This window comes from Acinetobacter sp. UBA5934 (genome assembly GCF_002430855.1).
Lineage (GTDB): Bacteria > Pseudomonadota > Gammaproteobacteria > Pseudomonadales > Moraxellaceae > Acinetobacter.
In genome coordinates this window covers 24,197-38,617 of record NZ_DJDC01000085.1, presented here as the reverse complement: position 1 = coordinate 38,617, position 14,421 = coordinate 24,197, and the positions used below count along the sequence as shown (strand labels likewise).

General features: G+C 42.2%; 15 protein-coding genes, 1 tRNA gene and 1 pseudogene. 11 read left to right on the top strand and 6 right to left on the bottom strand.

The window, feature by feature from the left end:
• Positions 1-68: 68 nt before the first annotated feature.
• A tRNA-Gly gene (locus B2Y23_RS06200) sits at positions 69-141 on the bottom strand.
• 239 nt (positions 142-380) lie between these two features.
• Between B2Y23_RS06200 and B2Y23_RS06195 the strand changes: the two genes are divergently transcribed.
• From B2Y23_RS06195 to B2Y23_RS06175, 5 genes are all read left to right on the top strand, one after another.
• A complete protein-coding gene (locus B2Y23_RS06195) occupies positions 381-692 on the top strand; it encodes a BolA family protein (RefSeq protein WP_291356444.1) in 312 nt (103 codons plus the stop codon).
• A gap of 16 nt (positions 693-708) precedes the next feature.
• Positions 709-1,101 carry a SirB2 family protein gene (locus tag B2Y23_RS06190; protein WP_291356446.1) on the top strand — a complete coding sequence of 131 codons (393 nt, stop codon included), beginning with the start codon at positions 709-711 and terminating at the stop codon, positions 1,099-1,101.
• A gap of 82 nt (positions 1,102-1,183) precedes the next feature.
• Positions 1,184-2,020, top strand: coding sequence for a ParA family protein (locus B2Y23_RS06185; RefSeq protein ID WP_291369663.1), 837 nt, complete (start codon positions 1,184-1,186; stop codon positions 2,018-2,020).
• Between the two features lie 15 nt (positions 2,021-2,035).
• A complete protein-coding gene (locus B2Y23_RS06180) occupies positions 2,036-2,425 on the top strand; it encodes a hypothetical protein (RefSeq protein WP_291369662.1) in 390 nt (129 codons plus the stop codon).
• A 220-nt stretch (positions 2,426-2,645) separates the two neighbouring features.
• Positions 2,646-3,236 carry a LysE family translocator gene (locus tag B2Y23_RS06175; RefSeq protein ID WP_291356452.1) on the top strand — a complete coding sequence of 197 codons (591 nt, stop codon included), beginning with the start codon at positions 2,646-2,648 and terminating at the stop codon, positions 3,234-3,236.
• A 27-nt stretch (positions 3,237-3,263) separates the two neighbouring features.
• On the opposite strand, the gene B2Y23_RS06170 is transcribed toward B2Y23_RS06175, so the two are convergent.
• Positions 3,264-3,896 carry a DedA family protein gene (locus B2Y23_RS06170; protein WP_291369660.1) on the bottom strand — a complete coding sequence of 211 codons (633 nt, stop codon included), beginning with the start codon at positions 3,894-3,896 and terminating at the stop codon, positions 3,264-3,266.
• 736 nt (positions 3,897-4,632) lie between these two features.
• Here B2Y23_RS06170 and guaA point away from each other — a divergent pair.
• Positions 4,633-6,201 (top strand): glutamine-hydrolyzing GMP synthase, encoded by a 1,569-nt coding sequence (gene guaA / locus B2Y23_RS06165; protein WP_291369658.1) that lies wholly within the window; start codon positions 4,633-4,635, stop codon positions 6,199-6,201.
• A 241-nt stretch (positions 6,202-6,442) separates the two neighbouring features.
• A pseudogene (locus B2Y23_RS06160) lies at positions 6,443-6,532 on the top strand (restriction endonuclease); the annotation flags it as partial.
• On the opposite strand, the gene B2Y23_RS06155 reads toward B2Y23_RS06160, so the two are convergent.
• On the bottom strand, positions 6,533-7,801 hold the full coding sequence (locus B2Y23_RS06155) for a GGDEF domain-containing protein (protein WP_291369656.1): 1,269 nt from the start codon (positions 7,799-7,801) through the stop codon (positions 6,533-6,535).
• A 329-nt stretch (positions 7,802-8,130) separates the two neighbouring features.
• On the opposite strand from B2Y23_RS06155, the gene B2Y23_RS06150 reads away from it, so the two are divergent.
• The 3 genes from B2Y23_RS06150 (at position 8,131) to B2Y23_RS06140 (ending at position 10,248) form a co-directional block, all read left to right on the top strand.
• A complete protein-coding gene (locus tag B2Y23_RS06150; protein ID WP_291369654.1) occupies positions 8,131-9,078 on the top strand; it encodes a pirin family protein in 948 nt (315 codons plus the stop codon).
• Between the two features lie 25 nt (positions 9,079-9,103).
• A complete protein-coding gene (locus tag B2Y23_RS06145; protein WP_291369652.1) occupies positions 9,104-9,502 on the top strand; it encodes an OsmC family protein in 399 nt (132 codons plus the stop codon).
• Between the two features lie 98 nt (positions 9,503-9,600).
• The gene (locus B2Y23_RS06140) at positions 9,601-10,248 is read left to right on the top strand and encodes a glutathione S-transferase (protein ID WP_291369650.1); all 648 of its coding nucleotides are present in this window, start codon (positions 9,601-9,603) and stop codon (positions 10,246-10,248) included.
• A gap of 44 nt (positions 10,249-10,292) precedes the next feature.
• Here the strand turns inward: B2Y23_RS06140 and phoR are convergent, their stop codons facing one another.
• The 3 genes from phoR to B2Y23_RS06125 all read right to left on the bottom strand — a co-directional run bounded on the left by phoR (position 10,293) and on the right by B2Y23_RS06125 (position 13,316).
• Positions 10,293-11,651, bottom strand: a complete 1,359-nt coding sequence (gene phoR / locus B2Y23_RS06135; RefSeq protein WP_291369647.1) for a phosphate regulon sensor histidine kinase PhoR — start codon at positions 11,649-11,651, stop codon at positions 10,293-10,295.
• Positions 11,652-11,676: 25 nt separating this feature from the next.
• On the bottom strand, positions 11,677-12,387 hold the full coding sequence (gene phoB / locus B2Y23_RS06130) for a phosphate regulon transcriptional regulator PhoB (protein ID WP_291356470.1): 711 nt from the start codon (positions 12,385-12,387) through the stop codon (positions 11,677-11,679).
• 218 nt (positions 12,388-12,605) lie between these two features.
• Positions 12,606-13,316: a TetR/AcrR family transcriptional regulator gene (locus B2Y23_RS06125; protein ID WP_291356472.1), complete on the bottom strand. Its 711-nt coding sequence runs from the start codon at positions 13,314-13,316 to the stop codon at positions 12,606-12,608.
• A gap of 231 nt (positions 13,317-13,547) precedes the next feature.
• On the opposite strand from B2Y23_RS06125, the gene B2Y23_RS06120 reads away from it, so the two are divergent.
• Complete coding sequence (locus B2Y23_RS06120) at positions 13,548-14,387, top strand: SDR family NAD(P)-dependent oxidoreductase (protein ID WP_291369645.1); 840 nt, start codon at positions 13,548-13,550, stop codon at positions 14,385-14,387.
• Positions 14,388-14,421: the final 34 nt, after the last annotated feature.

The window sequence follows — 14,421 nt, the reverse complement described above, 5'->3', positions numbered from 1 at the left end:
ACCAACTGAGCTATTCCCGCGGAGTCTATAAAGTTTTTTAAGTGAAAAAACTAAATGAAAAAATTTTGAGCGGGAAAGGAGACTCGAACTCCCGACCCCAACCTTGGCAAGGTTATGCTCTACCAACTGAGCTATTCCCGCATGCCGTGTATAATACAGTATGCAAAAATAGGGTCAATAACTTTGTGAAAAAACTTGTATCAATTGCATAAAATAAAACCATTTTGTTCAAGTGTGCTGCTTTTATAAACAAGATTGAGATTTAAAAAGAAATTTTTATCTTGAAATAGATCAATGATGGGGTGGGCAGGCACAACGATTGAATCGGAACACGGTATACTGAAGCCAGAAAAGTAGTTATTTGAATTTGGAGTATCTTCATGAATTTAGAACAACAGTTGATTCAACGCCTGCAAGAGTTATCACCCGTTCATTTGGAAGTAGTGAATGAGTCTTCGGGTCATGGGGGCTATTTCCCGGGCAAAGAATCGCATTTTAAAGTAATTGTAGTGAGCGACATTTTTCAAGGCTTGCGTTTAGTGCAGCGTCATCAAAAAATTTATGCAGCAGCCGGGGATTTGCTTGCGCCCAGCCGTATTCATGCACTGGCTATTCATGCTTTTGAGCCATCGGAATGGCAAGGACAAGCCACGCCAAGCCCTGAATGTGCCCATGCACCAAAAGCTGAATAATAAGGAATCTTAGACAATGGATATGCAGCTGACAGTCAAAATTGTGCATATGATTGCTGTGACCCTGTTGATTGGGGCCATCATCGCACGCGGTTTGACTTTATTTGTTGGGGTGAAAGACAATCAGCCGAATCCGGCTATGCGGACACTTTTGGTCGCATGGCAGCATCTTGCGATGACCATCATTATTCTGACCGGATTGACCTCATTGGTGATCAAGAATTTTGAAGTCCAAACGTGGTTTTATGCCAAGATCATTCTGTTTCTGGTGTTATTTTCTTCCTTGATCAAGGCCTATAAAAAAGATGACCGTATTTTATTGGTCCAACGTCGCGCGGGTTTAATGATTGCAGTTGTTGCTTTGATTGCCATTATTGGGTTGGTGATGATTAAGCCGAATTTTGGCTAATTGTTAGACATGATTGTTCTAGACATCAGGCGTGTAGGGTAAACTGCAATATATAAATAACTATAAATGATAGGGGATTTTAATGCTGATACGTGTGATTTTTAATCAAAAAGGTGGGGTAGGCAAGTCCAGTATTGCAGTTAATTTGGCTGCGATTAGCGCACATCAAGGTTTGAAAACCTTGCTGATTGATCTCGATCCGCAAGCCAATTCCAGTCAATATCTTCTGGGAGATGATGCGACCTATACGGCGGATAAACCTGCGCTGGAACCCAATATTGAAAACTATTTTGAAGAAGTGCTGGGTGCAACCCAAAGTAAAGGACTGTTAGGCAATGCCATTGGTTCGATTTTAAAGAACCGGGATAAAGGTTTGGAGCGCTATGTACATCAATCTCCTTTTAAAAATCTGGATGTGATTCCTGCAAGTCCGACGTTGGGTGCACTGGCACATGCTTTAGAGTCAAAACACAAGATTTATAAATTACGTGATGCCTTGCAACAACTGGAAGGGCGGTATGATCGGGTGTATATCGATACACCACCAGCTTTTAACTTCTTTACCTTGTCGGCGCTGATTGCAGCCAGTCGCGTGCTGATTCCTTTTGATTGTGACGTATTTTCAAAGCGTGCATTACAGACCCTGATTGAAAATGTCATTGAAACCCAAGATGATCATAATGATGGTCTGGAAATTGAAGGGATTGTGGTCAACCAGTTTCAGGCACAGGCCAAATTACCGCGCGAAGTGGTGCAACAACTGAAAGATGAAAGCTTGCCTGTGTTGGACAGTATGTTGCCGCCGTCGATTTTAATGAAGGAATCGCATCTTAAGAATCAGCCCCTCATTCATTTGGCAACGGATCATAAATTGACGCAAGCCTATCAATCGTTGTTCAATGAAATTGAGCATATATAAGTATCGAGATTTCTCATGAAAACGATTTATCTAAGCTTCCTTCTGGGAAGTACGTTTTTATTGGCTGCATGTGCCACTACGGTGAAACCGAGTTATGTTTCTCCAACCCAATATCAAGCGCTCAATTGTCAGCAACTGCAAAGTGAATATAACCGTATTCAGCAATATATCGATAATGGTGTGCAGGCACCAAAACGCACTGGCGTCGGTGTGGGTGTTGGTGTTGGCGGTGGTTGGGGCAGTCATGGTGGTTGGGGAATTGGTCCGAGTGTTTCTGTGAATATGGGACAATCTGCAAATACCAAAAAAACTGAATTATCACGTCTATTGGGTGAACAGGAAGCTGTAGTTCAGGCGGCACAATTTAAGAGTTGCCCAATTATTGTTCGTAATAAAGTTCAATAATTCATCAATTTATCACCCGGTTATTGCTCTAAAATTAATAGCCGGGTGATAAAATCTTAGCAAAATGTTTCAAGATAAATAATTTTAATATCAATTAGTTATTGTTTTTTGATGTGATCTTTAAACGCATCAGGTGATGCTTTTTATCAATGTAATACTTGTTACTTTTCATCAGTTTCATATAAGGTGTGCCCCTGTTTAATGGTGATGTCAGGTATGTATGATTGAGAGTTGGCTTTTTGTATTGGCAGTGATTGCGGTGCTGATGATTCCGGGTCCAACCAATGCATTAATTGCAAGCTCGGCACATCAACAAGGCATTGCCAAAACTAGCCTGTTTATTCCGGCAAAATTGCTTGGCTATTTTTACACGATTAATTTATGGGCATTGCTGATTCATTTATGCAGTCCGGTTTGGCCGAATTTTATTCATATCCTGCATGTTTGCAGCGCTATTTATGTCGGCTGGCTGGCCTTCAATTTATGGAAAACTTCCGATTTAGAAAAGCATAATCAACATCATCGTTCGATCCGACCGCGGCAACTGTTCTTTTCTACTTTTAAAAATCCTAAAGCCTTATTATTTGCTGCGGGTATTTTACCGATTGAAACCTGGAGTAATCCCGCCAATTTTGTTTTGGTCTTTGCGCTGTTCAGTCTGGTGCTGTTGCCTGCGGTGGTGTTCTGGATGTTTTTTGGGCGGGCAATTTTGTCGGGTCAGTCCAGACAAATAAAAGCCGATCTCTTATATAAAGGATCGGCCATGTTGCTGATTATGTGTATGTTGCCTGTGGTGGTGCGATTTTTTTAATTTGTATTCTTTCTAAAGCCCAGTTGTTTAAGGGGTCTTTTTCAACTTTTGCCGAATAAAACCAATAATGCCCGGCAAGACACTGATAATAATGATACCAAAAATCAAATGGGTAAAATTGTCTTTCACAATCGGCATATTGCCAAATAAATAGCCCAAAGTAATAAATGAACCGACCCAGCATATTGCGCCAATCAGGTTATAGCTCAAAAAGAATTTGTAATTCATACTGCCGGCACCCGCTACAAAGGGAGCAAAGGTACGCGCGAAAGGCACAAAGCGTGCAAAAATAATGGTCTTACCCCCATGTTTTTCAAAGAATTTTTGCGTATACATTAAATGCTGTTTGTTGATGAAGCGTGATTCGATTTCAAATACACGCGGCCCGATAAATTTACCAATATGATAATTCAGGGTGTCACCCAGTACGGCCGCAGTAAATAGCAAGATGACCAGCACATAAGGATTTATTGCGCCTGTGGATGCTGCTAAGGCCCCAGCTGCAAAGAGCAAACTGTCACCTGGCAAAAATGGCATCACCACCAAACCGGTTTCGACAAAAATAATTAAAAACAGAATGGCATAAATCCATACGCCGTAATTGGTGATAAATTCGAGCAGATGGGCATCAACATGTAAGATAAAATCAAGCAGTTCCATGGCGCTACAGACAGCAAAAATGTGCTGAAATCCTAGCAGTCCGGGGCATGAAAGTCAGTACCAAAAAGAAAATTAATTGCGTTTTCATCCTTCTCTTTTTCCGCAATGATTTATCTTACAAATTATTTTTTGCTCCTGATGTTGCAGGATGCAGGAAAATTCAGTGTGGATAACAATGCTTGAGAAATCCTCAGTGTAATTGAGCAAATAGCAGGATCATCTCAGCGCCGTTATTTCATTTTTTTAATGACATAAAAGCTGCGCACCATACATAAAAACTGGGTACAAATTGCCCGAACTTTGTCTCAATAAAGCTGGATGAAGCAAAGGTTCTCTTTATCTCTGGTTCAATCGAGATTGACGTGGATGATGATTTTGCAAACCCATGGGCTTAAAGGCCGGTGACCAGGTAAAATTGATGGATGAGGTCGATGCCCAGGGTGGTAGGTCAAGCAATATCGATGTCGTTAAAATCGAAAAAATGGCAAATCGAAATGATAAATGAATATGGTACAACCAGGTGTGAGCATCGAACTGATTGTCCTCAAGTTGCCTATATACAGACAGTTAAAATAAAAAAATGGCAACATAAACAAGGCATCCGACAGGATGTTTTGTTATGCCAGAAATATAATGCAATCAACGAATTGAAAGCCTTGTGCGAATAGTGTGCTTAATGCGCCGAAAAATGATAGAATGCAGCGCTTATTTCGTTTGCCTTGCATAGTTGTTTGTCATGACTACCAATACTCAAATCACTGAAGACCGCATCCTGATCTTGGATTTCGGTTCTCAATACAGTCAGCTTATTGCACGTCGTGTACGTGAAGCTGGTGTATATTCTGAAATGTATGCCTATGACATGTCTGAAGAAGACATTCGCGCATTTAAACCAAACGGTATCATCTTGTCGGGTGGTCCGGAAAGTGTTCATGAAGAAGGTAGTCCACGCGCACCTGAAGTTGTATTCAACTTGGGCGTACCTGTACTGGGTATTTGCTACGGCTTGCAAACCATGTCAGAACAGCTTGGTGGTAAAGTAGAGCCAGGTACTGTGCATGAATTCGGTTATGCTGCTGTAGATGTTTTAGTGCGTGACCAGCTTCTTGGTGATTTAAACGATGGTGAAAACAAACTGAATGTTTGGATGAGCCATGGCGATAAAGTAAGCGCAATTCCAGAAGGTTTCCAGGTTACTGCAAGTACACCAAGCTGTCCATTTGCAGCAGTAAGCGATGAAAAACGTCGTTTCTACGGTGTACAGTTCCACCCTGAAGTAACCCATACTGCAAAAGGTGCCGAGTTATTATCTAACTTTGTACATGGTATTTGTGGTTGCCGTAATCTTTGGAACTCTGAAAACATCATCGACCTACGTGTAGAACAGTTACGTGAACAGATTGGCGACCAGAAAGTTCTTTTAGGTCTTTCAGGTGGTGTCGATTCATCTGTAGTTGCTGCGCTTCTTCATAAAGCAATTGGCGACCAATTGACTTGCGTATTCGTTGACAACGGCTTGCTACGTTTGAATGAAGGCGAGCAAGTGATGAACATGTTTGCCAAAAACATGGGTATTCGCGTGATTCGTGCCGATGCTGAAAATCGTTTCTTATCTGCACTTGCAGGTGAAGTTGACCCTGAGAAAAAACGTAAAATCATTGGTCGTGAATTCATTGAAGTATTTGCTGAAGAAGCACGTAAGCTTGATGGTGTAAACTTCCTTGCACAAGGTACGATTTACCCGGACGTGATTGAATCTGCTGCAACCAAAAATGGTAAAGCGCATGTGATTAAATCACACCACAACGTGGGTGGTTTACCGGAAGATTTAGCTTTTGAACTGGTTGAGCCAATTCGTGACTTGTTTAAAGATGAAGTACGCCGTTTAGGTACTACTTTAGGTTTGCCACACGAGATGCTTTATCGTCATCCATTCCCGGGTCCAGGTTTGGGCGTGCGTATTTTGGGTGAAGTGAAAAAAGAATATGCTGACATCCTTCGTTTAGCTGATGACATTTTCATGCAGGAACTTCGTGCCAGCGGTTGGTATGACAAAACTGCTCAAGCCTTCGCTGTATTCCAGCCAGTTAAATCTGTGGGTGTAGTGGGCGATGGCCGTCGTTATGCATGGGTGATTGCTCTTCGTGCAGTTGAAACCGTTGACTTCATGACAGCACGTTTTGCGCATCTTCCATATGAATTGGTAGACAAGATTTCGACTCGTATCATGAACGAAATTAAAGATGTTTCACGTGTGGTTTATGACGTGTCATCTAAGCCACCAGCGACGATTGAATGGGAGTAACTTTCAGCATAGCTGAAAGTCTTGCGAGGTGACAAAGCAGTGCTTTGTTATTTCACCTCTCAGGGTTTCAGGAAGCACGGCTTCCTGCCTAAATTACGCCATGAGCAAAATTCAAAGCATTGCTTTGAATTTTGTGCAAGATGCGCGTAACAGTGTAGGAAATTATTTTAAAAAGGACACTTCGGTGTCCTTTTTTATTTTTATAAATTAATTTTTTAAAGTATAGAAATAAACATTTTGAATAATTGAATTTGGCTTGGGCATTCAAGTGGAGCGTAGTTTTCATATTTATAAAATCGACCAAGACCGTTTCGATGAAGATCATTTTTAATTATTGATGCGTATAAATTGCTACCTGATTGCGTCCATTTTTCTTGGCTTCATAAAGTGCAATATCGGCATTTTTAATCAGCAGGTTTAAATCATTTTGATTGGGTTGCAGTTGAGATACGCCAATCGATACACTGAAATTAAAGAAGAACTTATCTTTAATACAAATTTGATGTTTTTCAATTTTTCGGCACAAACGGTTGGCAATGCTAATTGCATCTTCTAAGGTGGTATTCGGCAGTAAAGCAATAAATTCCTCGCCACCAAAACGGGCCAATACATCGGTATAGCGCATCTCCCGACGGGCAATATCAGCCAGTACCCGCAGCACTTCATCACCGACATCATGTCCATAGGTATCATTAATATTCTTAAAAAAGTCGATGTCAAACATCAATAAGCAGGTCAAATTATATTTTGACCATTGCTGGATACTATGTTCGGCAAGCTGCATAAATTGCCGACGGTTATTGAGCTGGGTCAATTCATCGGTATGTGCTAGTTTGCTTAAAGTGTAATAATTCCAGTCATTCAGTAAAACCCGCAAAAAATTGCGTTTTGAATTTATAGTGTTATTCCAGCTGATATACATACTGAGTAATAAGACCGGTGTGTAAATGAGTGAAAATAAGATCAGTTCCTGAAAACTGGCTAATCTGAGTACGCCGTTAAAAATCACCACGCTAATTAGCAAAGAAGTAAAAAGTGAATTGCGAAAAACCACCTGTACGCATAAATTACCCAATAAAATAAAAATGATACTGGCGTATAGATAAGTGTCCACCAGGGGACTTTGCGACAAATACAACAGCTCAAGCCAGATTGCGGCTGCCGCTGCAACATAGATCGGCAGCAGGCTATCCAGAATCTTAATATTCTTGCAGTAGCGGAAAGCTAGCCAGTTAATCAATAGGGTAAAGACCACAAAAATTAGCCGTGCAATACCGGAAAGCATGCCAATGTCGGGTAATAAAATCAGATCGACGAAAAAATAGCTTAAAAAAGTCAGTTGCCCAATAAAATTGACGCATTTTAAAAATTGGCGTTGATGGGTATTTTGATAGTCCAGATAGTATTGTTGAAATTGCTCCGGAATACGGGTGGTAGGATCTTCTAGTTGTCGCTCTATCTGTTTTTTATTGTCGAGCGTACACAGCCGCTTGGGTAAAATGGCAGTTCCGACATCTGAATATTTATCTTCATTGTTCCCAATATGGGTATGTTCTTGATCTTCGGAGTAATGAAAATTTTCCTGCTGTCCTTGGGACATGATTATCCTCTTCTATAGCAAGATTGGTCAGGGACAAATATTATGCTGAGGAAAAATATCTGTATACAGGATACCCAGCAAGTAGCTGGCATAATTGTGACAAAAGATTTTTTTTCTATAAAATTCATATGAATAGGTTATAAATAGTCAAAGACTTACAGCCTCTAGACCTTGTTTTATGAGGGAAAATTTCAAAAATAACATTGTCCTATACCCTATATTCAGCGTATTAACTTAACTATAGGCTGGAGCATGAAGAGTCTATATGATTGATAACAATAGATAGGATCTACAAGAACAGATGCGTTCATGAAATGCAGGATAGTCATATGACCAATAGCAGCTATACAGAGCTTTCCAATTCGGACGATTGTGAAAAATACGTAAATCAGTTTATTCAGGAATTCCCTTTGCGTAGTGCGGAAATTGGACAGGGTACCGTGATCAAGCGTGCTTTGCCCAGTCGGCATAAGCGTTTAATTGGCGCGTGGTGCTTTCTGGATCATGCCGGTCCAGTGGTTTTTCCTCAGGGCGATGGTCTGGATGTCGGTCCGCATCCGCATATTGGTTTGCAGACTTTTACCTGGATGATTGAAGGCACCATGATGCATACCGACAGTCTGGGCACAAAACAGTTGATTCGTCCCAAACAGGTCAATTTAATGACCGCAGGTTATGGGATTTCGCATACTGAGGTGGCACCGGAAAATGAAACCCATATGCATGCTGCCCAGCTCTGGATTGCTTTGCCGGATGACAAGATCAATATGGCGCCGCGTTTCGACCATTATCCGGAACTTCCTGTAGTGGAAAAAGATCAGGTTGAATTTACCGTATTGGTGGGTGAGTTCTTACAGACCCAGTCACCGGTTGCGGTGCATAGTGAATTGCTGGGTGTGGATTTAACTGCACTGGAATCTACGACCACCCGAATTCAATTGAATCCAAAATTTGAATATGGTTTTATGGCACTCGAGGGTGCTGCCGAAGTCAATGGACATGAACTGACGGAAGACAACATGGTGGTGCTGGAGCCAGGCATGACTGAAATTGACATCCGCTTGCATAAAGGCAGCCGCGTTTTATTGTTGGGTGGGGAGCCCTTCGAGTCACCGATATTACTGTGGTGGAACTTTGTCGGGCGGACTCAGGAAGAACTTTGCCAAGCCCGTGACCACTGGATTAATCAGGACCAGCGTTTTGGTACCATTCCTGACTATCCTGGCCCCCGTCTGGAAGCACCGGCATTCCCCGATAAAATGCGTGCTTCAAAATAACGATAAAATTCAGGATTTTGTGAATATGGCAATTATTGCAAATGCAGAAGTACAGAGCCTGGCTGAACCTTGGTCAGGCGAAGTGAAAAGTGGAAAACACCAGTTTATTACTGACAAACCCGAATCCTTTGGCGGGCAGGATCAAGGTCCTGCACCTTATGATTTTATTTGTTCAGGCCTGATTTCTTGTACCATGATTACCTTGCGTATGTATGCCCGTCATAAAGGCATCGAGCTTGGTCAGTTTTCAGTAGAAGCCGATTTTAATGCTAATAAGGAAGGCAAAGAATGGATTGAACGTCGCTTGTCTTTTGCTCAGCCCTTATCGGATGAGCTACAGCAAAAAGTTTTAGACATCAGCAGTAAAACACCAGTGACCAAGACACTGTTACGCAGTCTGGAAATTAACACGGTGCTGCTTTAAATACGTGACCCGATACAGCTGACATTATGAGCAAAGGAATGTCATTTTTTTAACATAACCGGTCATAAGCAAAATATAAAAATAGGAATCAACAGATAATGATTACACTGCACCATTTAGATCAATCGCGTTCTTTTAGAATTTTATGGGCTTTAGAAGAGCTGGCTCAAGATTACCAAGTCAAATTTTATAAACGTCTGCCTACAATGGCTGCACCGCCTGAATTAAAACTGGTTCATCCTTTGGCTAAAGCACCCATCTTGACCGATGAAGAGCAGACTATTGTTGAATCGGCGGTGATTTTGCAACATCTGCAAGAAAGCTATGATACAGCGCAGAAATTTAAACCGAAGGCCAAAAAAGATCAGCAACAATACCGCTACTGGATGCACTATGCCGAAGGTTCATTAATGCCTTTATTGGTGATGCAACTGGTGATGAGCAATGTGCCCAAAAATGTGCCTTGGCTGATTAAGCCGGTCGCACACAAAATTACGGCCGGGGTGAAGGCAGGATTTATTCATCCGCGCTTAAAAGACCATATTGCTTACCTGGAAGATTACTTATCCAAACATGAGTATTTTGCCGGGTCATTTTCTTTTGCTGATATTCAGATGTGGTTTCCGCTCGATGCCATTCAGTCCAGAACCTCGGGTTCATATCCGAATATCGCCAAGTATCTCAAGCGCCTTGAAGAACGTCCTGCCTTTCAGCGCGCCAAGTTTAAGGAACAAAACCTGGCTTAATCCAGCCAGGTAGATGGGTAAAATGAGGCTGAACCGGGGAGTGTTTAGTTTGGTTTGTACAGGCGTTCTTTCGGGAAAATCACTTTAAAGGTCGAGCCTTCATTTTCTTTGGATTCAATTTCCAAATGCGCGCCGTGCTGCATCAACACATGTTTAACAATCGCCAGACCTAAGCCGGTTCCCCCGGTTTGACGGCTGCGCGCGCTATCTACCCGATAGAAGCGTTCGGTTAAGCGCGGCAAATGTTTGGGGTCAATCCCGATCCCGGTATCTTCAACGGTAAAGATGCCGTGTTCACCATCATCATGCCAACCCATGGTGATGGTGCCACCCTTAGGGGTGTATTTAATGGCATTGGTAATCAGGTTGCTAAAGGCACTGGCCAGTTCCATGTCTGAACCAATCAGGTCGCAATGACTGTCGATATCCAGATTCAGGGTATGGTGATAGTCCACGTTATATGCCTGTGCATCATCAAACAGCTGGTTCATCAGGCTTGGCATTTCAATAATCTGATTTTTAGCAATTTTTTTGTCATTTTCCAGACGTGACAACAGCAATAAATCATTGACCAGGGCATTCATGCGTTTGGTTTGCGCCTGCATCTGATCAAAGGCACGTTTCCAGCGCGGATTCAAATCTTCCTGATCGGTAAAGGTTTCAATATAACCACTGAGGACTGTAAGCGGTGTGCGTAATTCATGGGAAATGTTGTCGACAAAGTCCTTACGCATTTGTTCCAGGTTATGCATCCGGGTCACGTTATAAGCCACCAGCAGCCGGCTTTCGCCCCCAAAACGGGTCATTTTGACTTGTACATAATGGTCTTCAAAGGCGGAAGATTTCATTTTCAGACCATCGGGTGCTTGGTCAATATTGTTAAAATATTCAATAAAATTCGGCTGACGAAGCAGGGTTAAAATATTGCGACCACGGTCTAGCGGTTGAATACCGAGTAATTTTTCTGCAGCCGGATTCCACCATTCAATCTGATGCAGTTCATCAATCAGCACCACTGCTTCAGCCAGCGCTACCAGTGACGATTGCGCGCGATCAATCAGGCCGACCATTTCCGCCTGTACAATACGTTCCTGACGCTGGGAACGGTAGACGTTGAACAGCAATGCGCCCCAGATGCCATCCAGATTGGGCGGAACATCATAAGGACGATTGGAAATCCATTCATTGACCAAATACAGTGAACGTAATTGCAGAATAAAAAATGTTGCGAAGGCAATGAGGATAAAAACCCAGAAATACCCAATCCCTAGGCCAATTAAACCTGCAATGAGCAGTAAAAAGGCCAGCAGACGTAAATCTTGTTTGGCAAAAGTCCATAAACTGCTGTAACGGAATCGTTTATGTTCTCGTGCAAGTTCAGGGATGGGGTAGGGTTCATACATAAAACACGGTTTACCTAGAAAACGACTAACCTAATGCGACATCTGCGCGAGTAGAAAAACGATAACCTGTGCCACGAACGGTTTGTACATAGCGGTCTGCGCCAAAAGGCTCTAGCACTTTGCGCAACCGGCGAATATGTACGTCAATGGTACGGTCTTCAATATATACGTTACCACCCCAAACCTGATCCAGCAATTGAGCGCGGGTATAGGCCCGTTCCGGATGGGTCATGAAGAATGCCAGCAAACGGTATTCAGTCGGTCCCATTTCTAAAATATTTTGACCATGACTGACGCGCTGACTAACCGGATCCAGTATCAGACCATTAGCATCAATGGTTTTTTCGCCACTCAAGGCATTGGCACGGCGAAGCACCGCCTTAATACGTGAAACCAGTTCCCGGGTAGAAAAAGGCTTGGTCATGTAGTCGTCAGCACCGGCATCCAGACCTTGAACTTTATGATCTTCCTCACCGCGAGCCGTCAACATAATAACTGGAATTTCAGACAGGGTTTCATCGCGTTTCAAGCGGCGGCACAAATCGACCCCACTAACGCCACCCGGTAACATCCAATCCAATAAAATAAGCGCAGGACGTTGATCCACAATCATCTGGTGAGCCTGTTTTGCATCTTCGGCCTGTAAGCATTGAAAGCCTGCCATGTCTAAAGATGTATGGATCATCTCTCGAATGGGAAGTTCGTCATCGACGATTAATATATAGTCATCTTTCACAACGCAATATCCTATTTGATGTTAACGGTGAACCGTTTTTTATTTATGACAGGCTTATTACAAAGATTAATTATGACAGTATCATTGCAAAAGAGGTTGCTCTGGCGAATTTCGCAAAAAATTGTGACAATTTTTATACTGCAATATAAACAATTTTAGAAAAATCAGTGATCTAAATTTAATGAATTCAACGCATTGTATAGGTTTTAAGCTTTAAATCAGGAAGAGCTTTCTTTTTTCAATATTTTTTCTTTTTCTGAAAAAGTATCCAGCAAAGACAGAAAAACAATACTGCAAGATGACAAAACCTCTTGCATCGATTGCTTAAAGCCACTGACCACCCAGCGAATGGCAATTTGCGTAACATAACCATTCAGTCCGGTTGCGACGAGTGAAATTTCCCGTTCAGAACGGTCAATATGCGGCATCATTAACATGACAAAGGCATGAATCATGCGGTCAAAACGCAACATGGTTTCATGAATGGTGGCCTGATTATGCAGCTCTTGAACCAGCATGGCATCGATATAAATAATGCGGGCCATACCCGGATTATCTTTTAAGGTAGTGAGCAGAGCAGTTAAACCGGCTTCGATCATTTTCCGCGGATCAGTCGAGGCCTGCATGATCGCCTGCATGACATTATGCTGCAATTGATCAATCAATTTTAAGAAGATGGTTTGAAACAGTTCATCACTTTTCTTAAAAGATTCATAGAAATAACGTTCAGTAAGTTTGGCTTCATTACAAATGTCTTTCACCGTCACTGCAAAAAAACCCTGTGAGCCATACGCTTCTATCCCGGCTTCAATCAGCTTTTCCCGACGTGCCTGTTTACGTTCAGTTAAAGACAGGCCTTTAAATTGACGTTCTTTGCTTTTTAACGGCTTATTTTGTTGTTGTTCAAGATTTTGCTGTGGTTCAGTCATAAAGGTGATGTGCCAAATGAAATCGAGATTTTGAGCTATGTTAACAAGAATTTGTCTGTAGACCTATGCTGTAAATAGATGAATGGTCTTTGATTTTAGCATTGGTCATATATTATATTGACAATGATTATTGTCAAAATTATATTGGATGAATGAACTGCACCTCAACGCAGCAGAAAAACAATCGAGATGTTTAGGCGAATGAGGCAGAAAACTGAATAAGGATGGGTCATGAAAAATTTTAAAAATAAGGTCGCAGCAATTACCGGCGCGGGCTCGGGTATTGGTCAGCAATTGGCGGTACTTTTAGCGAAACAGGGCTGTCATTTATCCTTAAGTGATGTGAATGAACAGGGTTTGGCAAACACGGTTGAACTGGTCAAAGACAGTCACGTCCGTGTAACGACGAAAAAAGTCAATGTGGCCAAACTTGAAGAGGTACGCGACTGGGCTGCTGAAACCGTGAAGGATCATGGCTCAGTCAACATGATTTTTAACAATGCCGGTGTGGCATTGGGTTCAACCGTAGAAGGCGCTTCTTACGAAGAACTGGAATGGATTGTGAATATTAATTTTTGGGGCGTGGTCTATGGCACCAAAGAGTTTTTGCCTTTAATCAAGAAATCGGGTGAAGGGCATATTATCAATATTTCCAGCCTGTTTGGTTTAACCGCACAGCCGACCCAGTCTGCTTATAACGCGACCAAATTTGCGGTACGTGGTTTTACTGAATCCTTACGTCAGGAACTGGACATGGAAAATGGTGGCGTGAGTGCACTCTGTGTACACCCGGGCGGTATTCGTACCAATATTGCCAATGCGGCAAAAATGAATGACAGCATTCGAACCCTAGGCATGCATCCGGAAAAATCCGCTAAATCTTTTAATAAATTATTACGTTGCCCACCTGAAGAAGCTGCCCGTCAAATCATTGAAGCGGTACAAAAAGACAAGCGCCGTTTACTCATCGGTAATGATGCCAAAACCCTGGATTTAATCCAGCGTATTTTGCCGACCGGTTATCAGCGTATTACCGCATTCGCGACCAAATTAAGCAATAAAGGCAAATAATTTGCTGAAAATTATCCCTTTAAAAAGCCCGCAA

Excerpts from the sequence above, each read along its gene's own strand:
- B2Y23_RS06195 (WP_291356444.1), top strand. The coding sequence starts at position 381 with ATGAATTTAGAACAACAGTTGATTCAACGCCTGCAAGAGTTATCACCC.
- B2Y23_RS06190 (WP_291356446.1), top strand. The coding sequence starts at position 709 with ATGGATATGCAGCTGACAGTCAAAATTGTGCATATGATTGCTGTGACC.
- B2Y23_RS06185 (WP_291369663.1), top strand. The coding sequence starts at position 1,184 with ATGCTGATACGTGTGATTTTTAATCAAAAAGGTGGGGTAGGCAAGTCC.
- B2Y23_RS06180 (WP_291369662.1), top strand. The coding sequence starts at position 2,036 with ATGAAAACGATTTATCTAAGCTTCCTTCTGGGAAGTACGTTTTTATTG.
- B2Y23_RS06175 (WP_291356452.1), top strand. The coding sequence starts at position 2,646 with ATGATTGAGAGTTGGCTTTTTGTATTGGCAGTGATTGCGGTGCTGATG.
- B2Y23_RS06170 (WP_291369660.1), bottom strand. The coding sequence starts at position 3,896 with ATGGAACTGCTTGATTTTATCTTACATGTTGATGCCCATCTGCTCGAA.
- guaA (WP_291369658.1), top strand. The coding sequence starts at position 4,633 with ATGACTACCAATACTCAAATCACTGAAGACCGCATCCTGATCTTGGAT.
- B2Y23_RS06155 (WP_291369656.1), bottom strand. The coding sequence starts at position 7,801 with ATGTCCCAAGGACAGCAGGAAAATTTTCATTACTCCGAAGATCAAGAA.
- B2Y23_RS06150 (WP_291369654.1), top strand. The coding sequence starts at position 8,131 with ATGACCAATAGCAGCTATACAGAGCTTTCCAATTCGGACGATTGTGAA.
- B2Y23_RS06145 (WP_291369652.1), top strand. The coding sequence starts at position 9,104 with ATGGCAATTATTGCAAATGCAGAAGTACAGAGCCTGGCTGAACCTTGG.
- B2Y23_RS06140 (WP_291369650.1), top strand. The coding sequence starts at position 9,601 with ATGATTACACTGCACCATTTAGATCAATCGCGTTCTTTTAGAATTTTA.
- phoR (WP_291369647.1), bottom strand. The coding sequence starts at position 11,651 with ATGTATGAACCCTACCCCATCCCTGAACTTGCACGAGAACATAAACGA.
- B2Y23_RS06125 (WP_291356472.1), bottom strand. The coding sequence starts at position 13,316 with ATGACTGAACCACAGCAAAATCTTGAACAACAACAAAATAAGCCGTTA.
- B2Y23_RS06120 (WP_291369645.1), top strand. The coding sequence starts at position 13,548 with ATGAAAAATTTTAAAAATAAGGTCGCAGCAATTACCGGCGCGGGCTCG.